Below are 18,289 nucleotides of genomic sequence, written 5' to 3' on the forward strand. Positions count from 1 at the left end.
TACTTTGATCTGCTCCATTTATAATTTAATAATCAAAGATCTGTTTTATTTGCTGTATTCATCCCCATCTACGTCTGTTATTACGTATTATTGTTTTTACGTATTATTTTAATTGTTATTAACTAAAGAGGTTAAATCACATCACCATGTCTGACGACACTCCCAGCCCGAGTAGTTGGTCGATGCGCGGCTTAAAACGCTGGCTATCGACCGCCCCCGAAACCCGTGACGAATTGATTCGTCTGGTACAAGACTCGCGCCAGTTCTTAGAGCCTGATACCGTCGATATGTTAGAAGGCGTGCTGGATCTGCCTGCGACACAAGTGCGCGAAATCATGACTCCGCGTCCGCAAGTGGTTGGGCTACACGAAAGCACCAGTCTCGCTGAGGTGATGGATATCATCCTTGAGACCACCCATTCGCGCTATCCTGTCTTTGACAGTCAAGATGATGATGCCGTCATTGGCATTTTATTGGCAAAAGATTTGATTCCTATTCTTGTGCATATGGTGCGCGATCAAGAAGATAAAATCGATAGCAAACGTTTGAGAGATTTGGTACGTCAGCCGCTATATATTAGTGAGACGGCACGTTCTGATACCTTGTTACGCTCATTGCAGCGTACCCAAGTACATATGGCGATTGTCGTCGATGAATTCGGCAACTTTGGCGGTGTCGTTACCATGGAAGACTTGCTTGAAGAGATTGTGGGTGACATCGTCGATGAGCATGATGACTTCGATGAAGACAGTGATATCAATAACATCGTCGCTGATCCTGAAAAACCAAATACGTGGCGTGTGCAAGCGTCTACCGTGATTGAAGACTGTAATGATGAGCTTGGCAGTCATTTTGATGATACGGATGTCGATACCATGGGTGGTCTAGTCATGCAGGCGCTTGGTTATGTGGGTGATTTGGAAGGTGAAAGCGTGGTGATAGATGATTGGAAAATCACTATTACTGATGTTGAAGGGCGTTTTATCCAAAATCTTGAGCTCACCAAAATCAATCCTGATCAGCAAATATTGATAGGCAGTCATTGATGTGTCGATAGCGACCTAAACATTGTTTGATATACTCAAAAAAACACGATTGCGGTCGTGTTTTTTTTGTGTTTGCTATTGGGTATTTGCTACGCAATGTTACCTATTAATGGGTTGAGACTGGTATCATGGGCGGGTTTAACTTTTAGATACTGTACAAAACACAATACGGTCTGCTTCAGCTTGGTTTTCATCTGAATGTTGACGCTTAAAATTTTGAAAAATATGGTTTTGGATAACTGCTATGCGCCTGTCTACTGTTGATTTACAAAAACGCCTGAACCCTGATAAGCCAAAGGGTTTGCCTATAGCGCTGACGGTATTGATTGCGTTGTTGGCAGGTGCGGTGTTTATATTTGCACTGGCGCCTTATGGCATTTGGCCACTAGCATTGGTTTCGCCTGCTATTTTATATGCATTATTGATGCCTGATATGAGCGGTAAACGTGCTTTTCTTATCGGTCAGGCTTATGGTACGGGACTTTGGTGCGTTGGTGCATTTTGGTTATACACCTCTATTCATGTTTATGGCGATACGCCAGCGTGGCTTGCGCTGATTATGATTGCGCTGATGGGGTTAGGCATGGGGTTATTCCATGGCTTTTTGGCGTTGGTTTTCAACCGTATGGTCGGTCGTCAGCCATTGTCGTTTGCGGCGCTATGGATACTCCAAGAGTGGCTGAAAACGTGGCTGTTCACTGGATTCCCGTGGTTGTTTGTCGGTTATGCCTTTACGGAGCAGTATTGGTTATCGTCATTAGCACCAGTTGCTGGCGTCTTTGCAGTGTCTTTTGTGGCGGTATTATTGGCAGCCAGTTTGGTTGAGCTATTGCGTCGCCGTGGCGGCTATATGATTCCGTCGATAGCATTGTTGGTCATTAGCAGCGCGTTATGGTTGATTAATCCGCAATGGACGAAACCAAAAGGCACACCTGATTTGTCCGTGTCCTTAATCCAAGGTAATATTCCACAAGATTTAAAATGGCTCACCGAATATCAAATAGAAACCCTAAAAATTTATGCAACTCTGACAAGTACTGAGTGGGATCGCGATATCGTCTTATGGCCAGAATCCTCGATTCCTATGTTTCAAGATGAAGCGATTGGCTTTATCAGTGAAATGGTTAAAATGGCCAAAGAAACAGATACCACGTGGGTAACAGGTATTCCTTATAGAGATTTAGAAAACTTTGACCCAAAAACGGATAAATATCCGCCATTTTATAATAGCGTGGTTGCGCTAGGTAGTGACGCTGAGGGCATGTATAAAAAGCAGCGCCTGGTACCATTTGGTGAATATATTCCCTTCGAAGGCATGTTAGATATCTTGCCAAACCTTGCTGGTAGTCAAGAAATCATGAGCTATAGTCGTGGTAGTGACAACCAATCACCGCTGCGTGTACGTGGTCATAATTTGGGCTCAGCAGTCTGTTATGAAGTGGCTTACCCTGATACCACTCGTAAAAACGCGATTGGCACGGACTTCTTATTGACCATCTCAAACGATGCTTGGTTTGGTACGTCGGCAGGTCCATTGCAACATCTGCAAATGGTGCAGATGCGCGCGCTAGAGAATGGGCGTTGGTTTATGCGTGCGACCAATACGGGCGTGACCGCGATCATCGATCATAAAGGTCGTATCGTCGAGCGTGCACCGCAGTTTGAGCGCACCGTATTGCGCGGTGATGTTCAGGCGCGGGTTGGTAATACACCTTTTATGAGCTTCGGTAATTATCCGATTCTCTTTATCATTACGCTGTTACTTGTCTTGAGCTACTTTGGTAAGCGTGGGATGCCGCAACCGCGTTTGGGTAAGTCGCTAAAATAACTGGCTATTATTACAAGTCATAATGAATCGCTAGAATGGGTTATGAGAATTAACCACAAAAGCGAGTGGCAAAGTTTGTTGATAATAAATCCTTTAAATACTTAAGGGTTTTAACAAATCGGTACGAATTGCGATATAATAGACCAATATTTTAAATATTTTGTGCAAGGTGGATAAGGTATGTCAGAACATATTGTCGAAAACAACCCTAAAAAAGAGTTCTTATTTGCTTTAGGCGGTGTTGCCTTATTTTTAGGTATCGTCTTACTTATTGGTATTTCTGGATTTTTGCGTCCAGCAGGCGAGCACATTACTGCTGAGACAACCGAAACCTCAGCGGCGGCTGATGAAGCAGAAGCGATTGCTGCTGAAGACACTGCGCCAGCTGAAACAGCACCTGTAGCCGCGGATGCTACAGCGACTGATACTGCTGCAGACGCAAGCGTTACCCCAGCGACCGATACTGATAGCGCTGTGGTTACTGCAGAAGCTGGTACTGCAACTGCTTCTGGTACAGTCAGTCAAACTGCGGTTGCAGATGCTGATCTAACGGCTGAGCAAGCAGACGGTGATTTGGAAGCGGGTGATACCACTGATGAAGCGGTAGCCGCACAGTAATATACGTAAGTCGATGCTACTTTTTTAAAGTACGGATCGACAAACCGCTTCGCTTAAAGTCCAAGTATTTTTGCTTAAAGCCTAAGTGTTTTTGCTTAAAACCTAAGTATTATTGTAATACCATAAGCACAACAGCGTCGTCATCACTGACATTGATGCTAAAAATAAAAGTCCGCTTTCAGCCAATGATAGCGGGCTTTTTTGTGGGTATTTGTGTAATTATTGACCAATTATTTCTTTACTTGATTATATCCAAGTGAAACAATGATGCGCCTATATGACCGCTTGTCGGGATAATTATATATTTGGTCGTTAATACAGTGGTCTTTAAAGGAATAAAGTTATGAGTACAGAATCAAAGTCAGAGGTTAGTGCTGCTGAATTGGCAGCACTAGATAATGGATTTATGGGGCACCCTAAGCCGCTACGTCCATTGTTTTTCACAGAAATGTGGGAGCGATTCTCTTATTATAGTATCCGTCCACTATTAGTATTATTTATGGTAGCGACCGTCGGTAGTGGCGGTTTTGGTTTCGATGAAGTTACAGCTTCTGCTATCTATGGTATTTTTGCTGGTTCGTTATATTTAGCGGCAGTACCGGGTGGCTGGTTGGCTGATAATTGGCTCGGTCAAGAGCGTGCACTCTGGTGGGGTAGTATTATTATCGCCCTTGGTCATTTGTGTATCGCACTATCGGCTATGTTTGGGATGACGCTGTTTTTTGTGGGTTTGATGTGTATCGTTCTCGGTTCAGGCTTATTTAAAACCTGTATCTCCGTGATGGTCGGAACGTTGTATCCCAAAGGCGATGCACGCCGTGATAGCGGCTTTACTCTATTTTATATGGGTATCAATATTGGTGCGCTACTGGCTGCCCTTATCGTTGGCGTATTTAAAGAAAAAGGTATGTGGCATGTAGGCTTTGGTGTCGGTGGTCTTGGCATGTTAGCTTCACTATTGATTTATCGTTTTTCAGCTAAAAAAACCTTAAATCGTTATGCTCGTGCCAAAAACATTACGCCTGAATGGGAACAAACGACTGGACGTTTCAAAAATGTAGGTCGCTGGGTTGGCGGGTTTCTCGCGCTACTTGCTGCCATTACTGTCTTAGTGTCGACTGGTATTATGCCATTTAACCCTGAAATGGTTGCTCAGTATATGACTTACCTCATTGCCGCAGTCGTCATATTATACTTTGCTGTCATGTTTATTTCACCGCGATTGGATAAAACTGACAAGCTGCGTTTGTTAATTTGTTTTATCTTAATCATCGGCTCGACGCTATTTTGGTCAAGCTTTGAGCAGCAGCCAACGTCTTTTAACCTGTTCGCCGATCGCTATACAGACCTGAATGTTTTAGGCTTTGAAGTGCCTAGTATTTGGTTTCAATCGCTTAATCCTTTGTTTATTTTAATATTAGCGCCGATCATTAGCATTGTCTGGGTCAAGCTTGCCAATCGAGGCCTTGAGCCAAATAGTATGGTAAAGTTTGCGCTTGGTATGTTGTTTGCCGCTGCAGGCTTTGCCTTGATGATATTTGCCTCAAAAAGCATTTTGACTAGCGATGGTGGATTGGCTTCACCTTTATGGTTAGTGGGTAGTTTATTATTGCTGACCCTTGGTGAGTTGGCGCTCAGTCCTGTTGGTCTGTCTGCAATGACTAAGCTTGCGCCAAAAGGCATGCAAGGTCAGATGATGGGGCTTTTCTTTGCTTCTCTTGCTTTAGGTAATTTGGTTGCTGCGTTCTTTGGTGGTCAAGTATCAGCGGATAAGATCGAAGGGTTGCCGGGCTTATTTACGATGATGACGATCTTTTTGGTGGTCACAGCCGTTGTCTTATTGGCATTAGCCAAACCGATCAATAATATGCTGCAAAAAAGCGAGCGTGCAGATAAGCTGAGCTAATTCAGACACACGGTTAACGGATTTAGGATCAATAGCAATACCAGCAAAAATGTTAGATGGCGAGACGTGTTACCATGATCGGTAGCACGTTTTATGGTGACACTTAGTAAGTTATTGCCCCCACGCTATTGAAAGTACGCTTTCCGCCCAAACATCTAATAATGCTCTGCTGTAATGCTCCTAAAAATAGCTAGCCTCATTTATCTGGTCATTGACAATATTTTAATTTTTAAGACATTGAGCTGCTTATGTAGGTTTAGATGCTGAGCATTCAATGAATGATAAATAGCAAACGCCTAAAACAGTTTACTCGCTCAAATAAGACGACTATCCATAGTCGCCTCACAATATGATTTTTCCAAATCTTATTTTTTAAAATCAATAAGGACACCTTTTATGAATAAACAAAGCATCCACGATCGTATCGACAGCCTACGTCAGGCGTTGATAGCACAAGATCTGACCGCGATTATCGTACCGTCTGCTGATCCGCATTTATCTGAGTATCTGCCAGAATATTGGCAAGCGCGCTTATGGTTATCAGGATTCACAGGCTCAGTCGGGACGCTCGTTGTTACCGCTGATTTTGCTGGATTATGGACGGACAGCCGCTATTGGGTACATGCCGCTGACCAATTAGAAGGTACCGGTATTAGCTTAGAGAAGCTTGCACCGGGTCAGCCAAACCATATTGATTGGCTCGCCGAGCACTTGGCTGAGGGTGATAGCGTGGCAGTCGACGGCAATGTATTGTCTATCTCTGAGCAAGATAGATTGTTGAATGCCTTTGATGCCAATGACATTACCTTAATCACTGAGCGTGACGTATTGACAGAAATATGGAGCGATCGTCCAGCGCTACCAACCGCCAGTCTATATCAACACGATGCGCAGTTTGTCGCGCAGTCTGCTACCTCAAAACTTGCCGCTGTACGCGCAGGTATGGCTGAGGCAGGCGCAACCCATCACTTGCTTTCAAGCTTAGACGATATTGCTTGGTTGACCAATTTACGCGGCGCCGATGTTGATTATAACCCTGTGTTTTTGGCACATATGCTCATTAGCGAAAATGACGCGACATTGTTTATCGATAATAATAAAGTCAGTAGCGAGATAGCACAAATCTTAAAAGACAGCGGTATCACCCTTGCTGATTATGATGCTGTGCAAGATGCGTTGGGCACATTGACTGCTGATGACTTATTGCTATTAGACCCAAGTAAAGTGGCAGTGGGTACGTTATCTAAAATGGGCGATGGCATAGGTTTTATTGAGCAAATGGCGCCAAGTACTTTATTAAAATCGGTTAAATCTGACGCTGATATCGACCATGTGCGTGAAGCCATGCGTCAAGATGGCGCGGCATTAAGTGAGTTTTTTGCCTCATTTGAGCAGCGTTTAGCAAACGGTGAGCGTTTAAGCGAGCTGGACGTTGATAGTATGCTCATCGAAGTGCGCAGTCAGCAGCCACATTATGTATCGCCAAGTTTCCCGACTATCGCAGGCTTTAATGAAAATGGTGCGCTGCCACATTATCGCGCTACGCCAGAAAAATTCAGCTACCTTGATGTCAATGAAGGTGAAGGCGGATTGTTACTGATTGATTCAGGCGCTCAGTATCAAAACGGCACCACAGACATCACCCGTGTGGTCGGTATTGGACAGGTAAGCAGCGAACACAAACGTGACTTTACCACCGTACTCAAAGCCCATATTGCCTTGGCCAAAGCGCATTTCCCTGATGGTATCGCTTCACCACTCATCGATGCGATATGCCGTGCACCATTATGGCAGGCACAGATGGATTATGGTCACGGTACTGGCCATGGCGTTGGTTATTTCTTGAACGTCCATGAAGGTCCACAAGTGATTGCTTATAGTGCCAGCATGCCGAAAGAGCGTGCGATGAAAGAGGGCATGATCTCAAGTAATGAGCCAGGTCTATATCGTGAAGGCAAATACGGTATCCGTATTGAGAACCTGATGGTTAATAAACGTGTTGCCCAACCAGTAGAGACGGAATTTGGCGATTTTCTTAATTTTGAGACCGTTACCTACTGCCCAATTGACACCCGTTTAATTGAGTCATCATTATTGACTCAAATTGAAATTGATTGGTTGAATAATTATCATAGCCAAGTCTATGCAGAGCTAAAAGACCGCGTTGAAGGTGCGGCACTTGAATGGCTGACTGAGCGTACTAAGGCTATCTAAAGTAAACGCTCATATCGACGAATCTAAAATGAAAAAACCCCCGTAAAGTTTACGGGGGTTTTTTAGTACTAGGAATTTGTTACTAAGGATTTATTGCTAAAGGGTGATGCGTAGGACGCAGCGTTTAGCTTTTTTTAGACTCTTTGTCAGTTACTGCTTCATCTTCGCTTAGATTTTGAGTCACTTCAGCACGTAACCAAGATTTTAAATTCTCAGACATCAGCATCATTTGCTCACTGAGATAGTCATCAATTTGCATTTCCAGCTCACGGATCATCTCTTGATGCGTGGTACTCAGTTTTGCATCTTTCAGTGCCAGTTTGATGGCGGCGCTGGCTTTGTCGTTGACCGCTTTTATACTGTGGTCGTCATTGATATGCTTGTCATTAGCGACATTAGCATGTTCACTGATGGTTTTGTTCTCAGAGCTAGATTGCGTCGCAGCCGATTTTTCAACATTTTGGTTTTTCTCAACCGTGTTATCAATACTGAGCGATTCTGAATCACTCGCATCATTGGTGTTCATAGCGGTCGTTTTATCAGCAAGATTATTCTTCTCAGCGGCTATTTGCTCAGTTTTCTGTTGTTCTTTTTGCGCGGTATCTGCTGCTTCTTTTAATCTAGCACTTTCTTTTAATCTGGCATCCTCTGCCGCTTTTACTTTTTGTTGTTCTTCTCGCTGCTGTTTTTCTGCGGTCGCTTGCTCTTCGGCCTTTTTGTCAGTAATGGCTTTAGCGATGGCTTGCTCCGCTTCATGGTTTTCGTAGAGCTCATCGATGTGGGTATCCAAATCATGAGTATTAAAGACAAAGCTTTCAAATGGGGTATCGTTTTGCAGTAAGGTGGTGATGTCTTTTAGCTCTTGGGTAATTGCTGCGCGAATAGGTTCAGGCGCACACGTCCAGCGCTGGTAAAACTGATGAGAAAATGAGTAGCTTGACATGGTATCGTCCATAAATGTTCCAAAAATTACCCCTTATCATACGCAAATACGATAAGGGGCTGCAAGTGGACAAACGTAGCAAATCTGACACCAAGGTTACAACGACCGATATGGTGAGTTTTATACCTTAGTGATTCACGGGCCAGCGCGCAAATACTAACGAGCCATTGGTACCACCAAAGCCGAAGCTATTGGATACGGCATACTGTAGGTTTTCAACTTTGCGCGATTGGTTGGCGACATAGTCGAGGTTACAGTTGTCTTCCACATTGTCCAAATTAATGGTGGGTGGCACATGCTGATGCTGTAGGGCAAGGACGGTGAATATGGCTTCAACAGCACCCGCGGCACCAAGCAAATGACCCGTCATCGATTTGGTTGAGCTGACCAAAATGCGGTCTTTGACTGGGGCAAAAACGGTTTCAATAGCAATCGATTCAGCGACATCACCCGCAGGGGTGCTGGTGCCATGAGCGTTGACATAACCAACACTCGATGGCTCAATGCCTGCATCATTTAGGGCATTACGCATCGCTCGCGCCGCACCGCTGCCATCTTCAGGCGGTGCTGTGATGTGACTGGCATCATCACTCATCCCAAAGCCGACCAGTTCAGCGAGTATGGTTGCACCGCGTGCTTTGGCATGAGCGAGGCTTTCTAGTACCACCATACCCGCGCCATCACCGAGCACAAAACCATCACGGTCTTTGTCAAAGGGACGCGAGGCTTTGGTTGGTTCGTCATTGCGAGTTGAGAGGGCATGCATGGCACCAAAACCTGATATGCCAAGTGGGCTTGAGCCTTTTTCACTACCGCCTGCTAGCATGACATCGGCGTCACCATAAGCAATCAAACGTGCAGCGAGACCCATTGCATGGGTAGCGGTGGTACAAGCCGTCGATGTCGCAAGGTTGGGACCTTTTAAGGTATGTTTAATCGCGACTAAGCCTGCTGCCATATTCACAATAGAGCCAGGAATGATAAAGGGCGAAACTTTCATAGCACCTTTTTCTCGTAGCGTATCGCGACTGTTTTCAATGGTTTGGATACCACCAATACCTGAGCCTAAAATAATGCCGAATCGCTCTTGATCGACATTTTGCACAGGTGCGTCAGCAGCACTTACTTCATCGATAAAACCAGCGTTCTGTAATGCCATACTAGAGGCGGCAATACCATAATGAATAAATTCATCATAGCGTCGCGCGTCTTTGGCATTCATATATTGCTTGGCATCGAAATCCTTGACCACGCCAGCAATTTGAGCGCGATAGCCAGTAGCATCAAAATGTGTAATTGGCGCGATGCCGCTATCACCATTGAGCAGTTTAGTCCATGAGCTATCGACGTCGAGTCCCAAAGGTGTCAACGCACCCATACCCGTAATTACGACGCGCAAGTCATCGCTACGCTCATAGTGCGGTAGTTTCTGACGCGGTTGATGCTCCGCTGTTGCGCTAGCATCATTGGTAGCTTGATCAGTAAGTGAACTGCTGTGTTGGCTCATGCGATATATCCTATACTTACAAGTCCTAAGAGGAGGGTATTTCAGAATTCATTATAAAACACATAAGTGCACGTGTGTAAACTAAAATTTGACCAGTCAGGCGAAACAAACCTGACCCAAAACCACGCCTTTACTCGCACCAGTCACGGCTGGCAAATTACCCGTTTCACCTATTAGTGTTTGCCGTGCGAGCCATGCAAAGGCGACGGCTTCGACCCACGCTGGATTCAGTCCTAAGCTTGCGGTGGTCTCTACCGTGCAATGGGGCAGATGCGCTTGCAAGCGAGTCATCAAATAATCGTTTAATGCACCGCCACCACAGACGTAAACCGAGCTATTTTCATGAGCATTAATAAACATGTTAATTTGCATACTGGCACTCATCGCTGTCAGTTCAGTAAGCGTCGCCTGCACATCCGCTGACGAATAGCGAATATGGGCAGATGCCTGATCGAACTTTTGCAGCTCATCCTGTAGCCATGCTAAGTTAAAATCTTCACGCCCAGTGCTTTTTGGATACGTTCGCGCAAAAAATGGATGTTCTATTAGCTGATTAAGTAGCGGCTCAACCACTTGTCCAGACTGCGCCCAAGTGCCGCCAGCATCATAATCTTTATCAGTATGCAATGCCGTCCACGCATCCAACAATAAATTGGCAGGACCCGTATCATAACCAATCACAGGGCTATCGTTTGCTGGCAAGACTGTGATATTGGCAATACCGCCTAAATTTAATAACACGCGCGTGCTATCAGGCGTGGCAAATAACGCTTGATGAAAAGCTGGAACCAAAGGCGCTCCTTGACCGCCAACTGCCATATCACGGCGGCGAAAATCGCTGACGACGCTAATGCCAGTACGCTCAGCAATGATGTTGGCATCGACCAATTGCAAGCTAAAGCCCAGTTGCGGACGATGGCGTACCGTTTGACCGTGACAGCCGATCGCCAACACTGACTCTACATCAGTATTCGATTGCTGCAATAAATTATTGACCACCTCGCTGGCAAATTCAGCGTATTCTTTACTTGCCCAACCGAACCAGTCTAATTCGCTGTTTGGTTCACCCTCTGCAGGTATTAATTCTTGAACACCATTAGGCTGACATAAAGCCAATAATACTTCACGCAAACGCGGCGGAAACTCTTGGCTATGAGTTGCTAACAGTCGCATCGGTTGCTGTGTATCTTTTTCAGCACTACTATCACTACTAAACTGACAAAGAACCGCATCCATCCCGTCTAAGCTGGTGCCAGACATCATGCCGATATATAAGCCATCATCGAAGTTTTCAAACACGGTTTGCTCGAGTGCATCGGTCAAGGTGGCATAGTTTAAATCGTCAATATTATCTAGACGGCTATCTAAGCTCATCTCTAAACTTAAATCTGTGTCAGGAGTATTCTGAATATCGTCAATCGATACGGGCTTGGTCATGGCAATTTACCTTAAAAAACGCTAGTATATCTCTCAAATTCTAACATCTTTTACTGGCTATGAGATTCTAAATAGCCCAAACGCGTTACCCTTTTAATAAAGACAATAAAGAGAGCATCATGACCACGCAAACCTACACCCTAGAAGAACAGCTTGCCTTGATCCAACGCGGCACCCAAGAAATCTTATCTGAAGAAGATTTGGTTAAAAAGCTGAAACTCAATCGTCCGCTACGTATCAAAGCAGGCTTTGATCCTACTGCACCTGACCTGCATTTAGGTCATACCGTGCTTATTAATAAACTCAAACATTTTCAAGACTTGGGTCATGAGATTTATTTCTTAATCGGTGATTATACTGCCAAGATTGGTGACCCGTCTGGTAAGAACAGCACCCGTCCGCCATTGACCGATGAGCAAATCAAAGTCAACGCACAGACTTATGCGGAACAAGTTTTTAAAATTTTGGATAAAGAAAAAACCAAGATTGTCTTTAACTCCGAATGGTTCAAGGATATGTCGGCGGGTGACATGATTCAGCTTTCTAGCCAATTGACCGTCTCACGTATGCTTGAGCGTGATGATTTCTCTAAACGCTATGCCGCGCAAACGCCAATTGCTATCCATGAGTTTCTCTACCCATTGGTGCAAGGTTATGACTCTATCGCGCTAAAAGCGGACGTCGAGCTTGGTGGTACTGACCAAACTTTTAACATCCTAATGGGACGCACCCTGCAAGGTCGCTACGGTCAAGAGCCACAAGTGTGTATCACCGTGCCAATCTTAGAAGGGCTAGACGGTGTTAATAAAATGTCTAAATCCCTGAATAACTATGTCGGTATTTATGATGCACCGGGCACCATGTACCAAAAACTACTGTCCATGCCAGATACTTTAATCCGTCGCTACTTCGAGTTTTTAAGCTTTAAGCCGATGGAAGAAGTCGAAGCGTTAATGAAAGAGATGGAAAATGGTCGCAATCCACAGGAAATCAAACGTATCCTTGCTGAAGAATTAATCGAGCGTTTTCACGATGCCGATGCTGCTGCCATTGCGCACAAGTCAGCAGGTAACGTGCTTGCTGATGGTGAACTGCCTGTTGATTTGCCAGAAGTGACGTTAGATTTGGAAGGTGCTGAGGCGCTATTTATTACTCAAGTACTCAACCAAGCTGGATTGGCTAAAAATAGCTCATCAGCTAAAGATATGATTAAGCGTGGCGCGGTAAAAGTAGATGGCGAAGTGGTCGATGCAGGCTTTAGCCTAACTGCTGGGCAAACTGTCGTTATCCAAGCGGGTAAAAAGGCTTATGCGAAAGTGACGGTAGGGTAGTTAAAGAATTGAGTTAGGTAGCCAAAGTTTCTAAGTTCATTATGGCTTAAGGAGAAGTAGATGTTAGCCCTTCCTACGTTATCAAGTAATGGCATTACCCTTAAGCCGTTGACGCTAAGTCATGCAACTGACTTAGTCGAAGCTTGCCAAGATGGTGAACTATGGAAAATAAATGAGACGTCAGTACCTGAGCCAGACAAGGTTATTGACTATATTAATACCGCAGATTCAATGCCCGATAGACAAGCATTTGTCGTTATTGATGAATCAAATGGTAAAGCGATTGGTACAACGAGTTTCCACGATATTTTACCCTTTGCAAAACGCTTAGAGATTGGCTATACATGGTATGCCAAATCGTATTGGCGCACGCATGTTAATACGACTTGTAAGCTCATGCTGCTAACCCATATATTTGAGACTTTAGACTATCAAACCGTAGGCTGGCGCACGGATATTGGCAATCATCGCTCACAACGAGCCATTGAGCGTTTAGGTGCTAAAAAAGATGGGGTGATTCGAGGCAACCGAGTCTGCCGCGATGGCGTTATTTCAGATACAGTGATGTATAGCTTAATAAAATCTGAGTGGCTACGAGTAAAATTAGCGCTGACGAAAAAACTTAATGAGGCTCACTAAGCTTTTATAATAATTGATACAAGTAATAAAATTATGACTCAACAACTTCAAAGTGTCCCTCAAGGTATTTACCGCCATTATAAAGGCAGCCTGTATCAAGTGTTGCACACTGCTCAGCATTCGGAAACCCAAGAAGAATTAGTCGTTTATCGTTGCCTATACGGTGAGTATGGCGTATGGGTGCGACCGTTATCTATGTTTTCTGAAACGGTTGAAGTTGAGGGTAAGCACGTGCCGCGATTTGAGCTGATCAAAGCATTAGCGGATTAATGCTTAAAATTTATTACTCAAATAAAAAAGCGACTTTTGGAGTCGCTTTTTTTATATAAATGAACAACTAATCCTGCAAAAATCCTTTTAATACTTTATAAAACCCAATTGGCTCATCCATTGGTATCGCATGACCTGAGCGCGGCAAAACAACTTCGCGAGCATTGGGTAGCATTTGGGTAACTTGTTGCTGCCACTTAGCATCGTAAAGTTTGGAGCGACCACCGATGAGGTTGACCACTGGAATAGTGACCCGCTCTATCGCACCGCGAAAGTCATAGGGTAATGTCAAATAGGCTTGTAAGCAGCGCATTTTATGATGCCAAATACTATGATCATAAAGCGCAAGTTTGGGGTCATTTTTATAAGTCATCACTTGTATAAACGCTTTCGAGCGCGTTCGATTAACAGATAATAGAGAGAACAGTCGTTCGACATCCGTTGCACGGCGTTTTAGAGCAAACGGTAGGTGGGTAAAGCTTTTCATTTCAGCATAAGGTAAAGTTTTCTCAATTACTTCGTGAAAGATATCGAATACTTCTTGCTGCCGCGCACCAAACAAGCCACCTTGCCAATCAGGCTGATTATGGATAGCAGGACTTTGGTCAATATTCAAATAACGGCTAACTTTCGCGCTGCCATAACGCTCAAAATACGCCCACATTACTTGTGCACCCATCGAAATAGCGGCAACTGGCAACGATTCTATATTGCGTGTCAAGCAAACTTGCTCAATCACAATGCTGATATCATCGGCATACTGACGCACAAAATCAAACTGTGTCAGCTTAATATCTTTTGCGGCACCAAATCCTCGTAGATGCGGCAGGTAAAATGCATATTTGCCAAGCAAAGGAAAAATAAATGGCAAAAACTCACGCGCGTCCATACCATAAGCATGCAGTAATATTACAGGCTTGCCGCTGCCTATGACTGACACTGGTAGCAGCGTACCGTCAGTTAAAGTGATATTAATCGTTTTCAGCTGGTAGTTAGTAGGCAAGTTAATCAATTTTTTCTTCATAAGGCAATGTACCTTGTTTTCATTAAGCGGTTTTACAAAGTCGATTTAGCCAAAATGTATCGTAGCAAAAGTCTTTATCTCATTTCTAAAAGACTGCTATATTAAAGTAGATAATTAACCATAGCATAAAAGCAGTTAAGCGGTAAAAGTAGTGACTTATCATAGACTTTGACCAATCGAATCAAACGTCAGCAAGTAAAATATAAGGATATCAGTCTATGGGCAAGCTGACGTTACCATTGCTTGATAGCAGCCTATATCCGCAAATCTGGCAGCAGCAAACCTTGCTCAATCCGCAGGCGCTATTGATGGCAATGCTGACAGCAGATATCACGCCAGATGCCAATACTTTCACTAGGCAATTACTAGCTAATGATACTTATCAAGACTGGATTAATAGCAGCGTATTTGGGCGTTATTTACAGCGTAATTTTACGGCGTTTTCTCAGCAAACAGAAGACAGTTTCAACATTGATATGCCTTCGCTGTTTCGTCAGGAATTGATGCGTCACGCGCAGTATTTACCACTAGAGCAAATCTTATTTTTTGCAGGAGATTTGCCAAAAAGCGTGCGCCAGACAAAGACTTTAACCACAACTGTTAATCCCGCCACTGCCGTGATTAATGCGCAAAAGCTGAGTAGGAAAGTTAGGATGAATAATCCAATTACCATTATCAATCAGATAGTGGTGAAAGGTAAACACGTATTGGGTTTTCCGATACGCCATAATAAACGTACTAGCGAGCGCTTGCGCAATGAGGTATTGATTTTAGACTTTCAAGAATTGCGCTTGGTCAATGAAGAGAATGTTAGTAGCAAAAAAAGAAGCAATATAAAGGAATCTATATTGCTTCGCTCTTATGAATTACGTTAGTGAGCCAAACGGTCAGCTAAAATTTTAAGAATCTTGCTTAGCAATCGTCAGCCCGTTATAAGTTTGCGCAACTGGCATCACTTCTAAACGATTGACGTTAATATGAGCAGGCGATTCAATCAGCCATAATAAAATATTGCCAATATCATCGCCGGTCATGGTTTTAAAGCCGTCGTAAACCTTGGCAGCTTTATCGTCATCGCCGTGGTAACGCACGTTTGAAAACTCAGTACCCGCGACATTACCCGGTTCAAGGTTGGTCACTCGCACTTGCGTACCGATGAGATCCGCGCGCAGATTTAAGCTAAACTGTTTGACAAAGGCTTTGGTCGCGCCATAGACGTTACCGCCGAAGTAAGGCCAACTGCCCGCAATTGAACCAACGTTGATAATATAACCGCTATCGCGCGCCACCATCGCTGGCAACACTGCATGGGTCAGCGCCATTAGACCTTTAATATTGGTATCGGTCATACGCATCCAATCATCAAGACTGGCATTTTGCGCAGGCTCTGTACCGAGTGCCAATCCAGCGTTATTTACTAAGACATCGATTTGCTTAAATTTATCAGGCAAATCAGCAATGATTTGCGGGATAGTAGCCGTGTCACTCACATCCATGACCACAGGTAAAAATGTTTCGCCCCAAGTATCTGCTAGAGTATTGAGTTTTTCTAAACGTCTGGCACAACCAATCACGCGATGACCATTTGCAACCAAACGCTCGGCCAGCGCTTTACCAAAACCTGCGCTTGCTCCTGTAATCAATACGTTCATCTTATATCCTTATCATTGATGTTTTGCACATGTGTCATGGGTGTTACGACGACGGCTAGTTTTGATTCATTTGTTTTTTCTTACTTGTTGAATAATTGCTTACCAAAGATTTTATCGCCCGCATCGCCTAAACCTGGGATGATATAGCCATGTTCATCTAAATGGCTATCTAATGCGGCGGTATAAATGGTCACATCAGGATGCGCTTCATTGACCACACGTACGCCTTCAGGGGCCGCAACCAATACCAATGCTTTAATATTGGTACAGCCATTTTTCTTTAGCATTTCGATGGTCGCAACCATTGAGCCACCAGTGGCTAACATTGGGTCAATGATAAGGGCTGGGCGTTTGTCCATATGGCTGACAAATTTTTCAAAGAACGGCACAGGTTGTAAGGTTTCTTCATCACGTTGCAAGCCGACGACAGAGATTTTTGCTGTAGGAATCAAATCGAGCACCCCGTCAAGCATACCAATACCCGCACGTAAAATCGGTACAATCGTCGCCGTCTTACCGATGATTTGCTCACCTGTGATTTCACCACACCAGCCTTGCATTGGGAAGGTTTCAATTTCAAAATCACGGCTTGCTTCATACGCCATCAAGCGTGCAAGCTCTTTGGTTAACGTGCGAAACTTATAAGTGCTACAGTCTTTTTCGCGCATAAGGCTGAGTTTATGACGGACTAGCGGGTGATCAATGACGGTGATTTTTAAGTCGCTCATAAGGTTTCTCTTGGTTTTTGGTCTGATGCTTGCGCAGTTACTGCGGTTGCCATTAGTATAAAAGATACAAACACTTACTGCACTTCAACCTTATATCTGTCTCACAAATAGTAAGCTTGCTACTTTGATAATAAAGTAAGCTAAATATATTTATAGCAGGATTGATCTTATTTAAGCCGACTATGTTTGACTATAATCGCGCCCTAATAAATGAAGCAGTGTTTAGGCTTGCTATGATAGCAAAAAAACCGCTTTTCTGATGAAGAATCTTATGACTACACAACCATATCACACCCATAATAATACGCATAAAACCGATAACAGCTTAATATTATCTGAAGCCCAAGCAACAGAGGTAGAAACGCATCCGTTCGCTCCCGTTTTACCATCTAATGCTACGGTAATGATGATGGGCACTTTTCCACCGACCGCTGATAAATGGGCAATGCCATTTCACTATCCAAACTTTTACAATGACATGTGGCGTATTTATGGCAGTGTATTTTTTGACGATGTGGATTACTTTCGGGTAGGTAAAGAAAAACGCTTCGATCCTGAGCGTATTCGCGCCTTTATGTTTGAGCGCGGTATCGCCTCCTGTCCGACCGTCAAGCAAGCGATTCGCAAGACTGGTAATGCTTCAGATAAAAACTTAACGGTTGTCACACCCGTTGACCTAGATAGTATATTGCCAAAAGTGCCAAAGGTTGAAACCTTGTTTACCACGGGCGGTAAGGCAACAGAAGTGCTGCTTGGTTTATTAGCCGAGCCACCTGCCAAGTCTAAGTATCCTAAGACCAATCAAAGTATGGACTATCCTTACCAATGGCAAAGTAACCAAAGTCAAAAAGCGGATGTTAATGATTTAACCTTATATAGGTTACCTTCGACTTCACGTGCATATCCTTTAGCGATAGATAAGAAAATTGCTGCTTATAAAGACTTCTTCAAAAAGATAGGCAAGCTGTAAAAGCGCTTCTATATAAGAAGCGCTAACTAAGATCAAGGGCTGTTGTTGGTAAGGGTAAAACTATCTTTAACCCTAACCGCCTGATAAATAGAAGGTATTGACGACAAATTTAGATAATCTTCAAAATAGTAAATAAACCACCTTGACCCAGCCTCAAGAACCCATACACTGCCATC

16 protein-coding genes are annotated in these 18,289 nt (G+C 44.0%); 10 read left to right on the top strand and 6 right to left on the bottom strand.

Annotation, left to right across the window (positions count from 1 at the left end):
- The first annotated feature begins 146 nt into the window (after nt 1–146).
- From ACT3S4_RS10635 to ACT3S4_RS10655, 5 genes are all read left to right on the top strand, one after another.
- Nucleotides 147–1,046: a CBS domain-containing protein gene (locus tag ACT3S4_RS10635; protein ID WP_045445952.1), complete on the top strand. Its 900-nt coding sequence runs from the start codon at nt 147–149 to the stop codon at nt 1,044–1,046.
- Nucleotides 1,047–1,290: 244 nt separating this feature from the next.
- On the top strand, nt 1,291–2,874 hold the full coding sequence (lnt, locus tag ACT3S4_RS10640; RefSeq protein WP_045445955.1) for an apolipoprotein N-acyltransferase: 1,584 nt from the start codon (nt 1,291–1,293) through the stop codon (nt 2,872–2,874).
- Between the two features lie 180 nt (nt 2,875–3,054).
- Nucleotides 3,055–3,492, top strand: coding sequence for a hypothetical protein (locus tag ACT3S4_RS10645; protein WP_060491940.1), 438 nt, complete (start codon nt 3,055–3,057; stop codon nt 3,490–3,492).
- A gap of 343 nt (nt 3,493–3,835) precedes the next feature.
- Entirely contained in the window at nt 3,836–5,398 is a 1,563-nt protein-coding gene (locus ACT3S4_RS10650) for a peptide MFS transporter (protein WP_109592090.1), read from the top strand.
- Between the two features lie 396 nt (nt 5,399–5,794).
- Complete coding sequence (locus ACT3S4_RS10655) at nt 5,795–7,612, top strand: aminopeptidase P family protein (protein WP_444761027.1); 1,818 nt, start codon at nt 5,795–5,797, stop codon at nt 7,610–7,612.
- A gap of 124 nt (nt 7,613–7,736) precedes the next feature.
- On the opposite strand, the gene ACT3S4_RS10660 is transcribed toward ACT3S4_RS10655, so the two are convergent.
- From ACT3S4_RS10660 to ACT3S4_RS10670, 3 genes are all read right to left on the bottom strand, one after another.
- On the bottom strand, nt 7,737–8,567 hold the full coding sequence (locus tag ACT3S4_RS10660) for a hypothetical protein (protein WP_444761028.1): 831 nt from the start codon (nt 8,565–8,567) through the stop codon (nt 7,737–7,739).
- 115 nt (nt 8,568–8,682) lie between these two features.
- Nucleotides 8,683–10,062 (bottom strand): beta-ketoacyl-ACP synthase II, encoded by a 1,380-nt coding sequence (gene fabF, locus ACT3S4_RS10665; RefSeq protein WP_201560913.1) that lies wholly within the window; start codon nt 10,060–10,062, stop codon nt 8,683–8,685.
- A gap of 96 nt (nt 10,063–10,158) precedes the next feature.
- A complete protein-coding gene (locus ACT3S4_RS10670) occupies nt 10,159–11,499 on the bottom strand; it encodes an anhydro-N-acetylmuramic acid kinase (protein WP_201560914.1) in 1,341 nt (446 codons plus the stop codon).
- Nucleotides 11,500–11,618: 119 nt separating this feature from the next.
- Here ACT3S4_RS10670 and tyrS point away from each other — a divergent pair, with 119 nt between their 5' ends.
- From tyrS to ACT3S4_RS10685, 3 genes are read left to right on the top strand one after another with little or no spacing between them, the layout of a single operon-like run.
- Nucleotides 11,619–12,830, top strand: a complete 1,212-nt coding sequence (gene tyrS / locus ACT3S4_RS10675) for a tyrosine--tRNA ligase (RefSeq protein ID WP_238049964.1) — start codon at nt 11,619–11,621, stop codon at nt 12,828–12,830.
- A gap of 60 nt (nt 12,831–12,890) precedes the next feature.
- Nucleotides 12,891–13,469: a GNAT family N-acetyltransferase gene (locus ACT3S4_RS10680; protein ID WP_238049963.1), complete on the top strand. Its 579-nt coding sequence runs from the start codon at nt 12,891–12,893 to the stop codon at nt 13,467–13,469.
- Between the two features lie 33 nt (nt 13,470–13,502).
- A complete protein-coding gene (locus ACT3S4_RS10685) occupies nt 13,503–13,739 on the top strand; it encodes a DUF1653 domain-containing protein (protein WP_238049962.1) in 237 nt (78 codons plus the stop codon).
- A gap of 67 nt (nt 13,740–13,806) precedes the next feature.
- Here the strand turns inward: ACT3S4_RS10685 and ACT3S4_RS10690 are convergent, their stop codons facing one another.
- On the bottom strand, nt 13,807–14,763 hold the full coding sequence (locus ACT3S4_RS10690; RefSeq protein WP_238049961.1) for an alpha/beta fold hydrolase: 957 nt from the start codon (nt 14,761–14,763) through the stop codon (nt 13,807–13,809).
- A 218-nt stretch (nt 14,764–14,981) separates the two neighbouring features.
- On the opposite strand from ACT3S4_RS10690, the gene ACT3S4_RS10695 reads away from it, so the two are divergent.
- The gene (locus ACT3S4_RS10695) at nt 14,982–15,638 is read left to right on the top strand and encodes a hypothetical protein (protein ID WP_238049960.1); all 657 of its coding nucleotides are present in this window, start codon (nt 14,982–14,984) and stop codon (nt 15,636–15,638) included.
- Nucleotides 15,639–15,662: 24 nt separating this feature from the next.
- On the opposite strand, the gene ACT3S4_RS10700 is transcribed toward ACT3S4_RS10695, so the two are convergent.
- Both ACT3S4_RS10700 and upp read right to left on the bottom strand, forming a co-directional pair.
- Nucleotides 15,663–16,415 (bottom strand): SDR family NAD(P)-dependent oxidoreductase, encoded by a 753-nt coding sequence (locus ACT3S4_RS10700; protein WP_238049959.1) that lies wholly within the window; start codon nt 16,413–16,415, stop codon nt 15,663–15,665.
- Between the two features lie 80 nt (nt 16,416–16,495).
- Nucleotides 16,496–17,143: a uracil phosphoribosyltransferase gene (upp, locus tag ACT3S4_RS10705; protein WP_045445969.1), complete on the bottom strand. Its 648-nt coding sequence runs from the start codon at nt 17,141–17,143 to the stop codon at nt 16,496–16,498.
- A gap of 403 nt (nt 17,144–17,546) precedes the next feature.
- On the opposite strand from upp, the gene ACT3S4_RS10710 reads away from it, so the two are divergent.
- Nucleotides 17,547–18,113, top strand: coding sequence for a DNA glycosylase (locus tag ACT3S4_RS10710; protein ID WP_346014820.1), 567 nt, complete (start codon nt 17,547–17,549; stop codon nt 18,111–18,113).
- Nucleotides 18,114–18,289: the final 176 nt, after the last annotated feature.

Origin of the sequence: Psychrobacter sp. AOP30-A2-5 (assembly GCF_052378115.1) — a bacterium.
Lineage (GTDB): Bacteria > Pseudomonadota > Gammaproteobacteria > Pseudomonadales > Moraxellaceae > Psychrobacter.

Bases quoted from the DNA above. Each gene is read 5' to 3' on its own strand.
- ACT3S4_RS10660 (WP_444761028.1), bottom strand. From the start codon at position 8,567: ATGGACGATACCATGTCAAGCTACTCATTTTCTCATCAGTTTTACCAG.
- ACT3S4_RS10635 (WP_045445952.1), top strand. From the start codon at position 147: ATGTCTGACGACACTCCCAGCCCGAGTAGTTGGTCGATGCGCGGCTTA.
- ACT3S4_RS10685 (WP_238049962.1), top strand. From the start codon at position 13,503: ATGACTCAACAACTTCAAAGTGTCCCTCAAGGTATTTACCGCCATTAT.
- ACT3S4_RS10680 (WP_238049963.1), top strand. From the start codon at position 12,891: ATGTTAGCCCTTCCTACGTTATCAAGTAATGGCATTACCCTTAAGCCG.
- upp (WP_045445969.1), bottom strand. From the start codon at position 17,143: ATGAGCGACTTAAAAATCACCGTCATTGATCACCCGCTAGTCCGTCAT.
- ACT3S4_RS10695 (WP_238049960.1), top strand. From the start codon at position 14,982: ATGGGCAAGCTGACGTTACCATTGCTTGATAGCAGCCTATATCCGCAA.
- ACT3S4_RS10700 (WP_238049959.1), bottom strand. From the start codon at position 16,415: ATGAACGTATTGATTACAGGAGCAAGCGCAGGTTTTGGTAAAGCGCTG.
- lnt (WP_045445955.1), top strand. From the start codon at position 1,291: ATGCGCCTGTCTACTGTTGATTTACAAAAACGCCTGAACCCTGATAAG.
- ACT3S4_RS10710 (WP_346014820.1), top strand. From the start codon at position 17,547: ATGATGATGGGCACTTTTCCACCGACCGCTGATAAATGGGCAATGCCA.
- ACT3S4_RS10655 (WP_444761027.1), top strand. From the start codon at position 5,795: ATGAATAAACAAAGCATCCACGATCGTATCGACAGCCTACGTCAGGCG.
- ACT3S4_RS10690 (WP_238049961.1), bottom strand. From the start codon at position 14,763: ATGAAGAAAAAATTGATTAACTTGCCTACTAACTACCAGCTGAAAACG.
- ACT3S4_RS10650 (WP_109592090.1), top strand. From the start codon at position 3,836: ATGAGTACAGAATCAAAGTCAGAGGTTAGTGCTGCTGAATTGGCAGCA.
- tyrS (WP_238049964.1), top strand. From the start codon at position 11,619: ATGACCACGCAAACCTACACCCTAGAAGAACAGCTTGCCTTGATCCAA.
- fabF (WP_201560913.1), bottom strand. From the start codon at position 10,062: ATGAGCCAACACAGCAGTTCACTTACTGATCAAGCTACCAATGATGCT.
- ACT3S4_RS10645 (WP_060491940.1), top strand. From the start codon at position 3,055: ATGTCAGAACATATTGTCGAAAACAACCCTAAAAAAGAGTTCTTATTT.
- ACT3S4_RS10670 (WP_201560914.1), bottom strand. From the start codon at position 11,499: ATGACCAAGCCCGTATCGATTGACGATATTCAGAATACTCCTGACACA.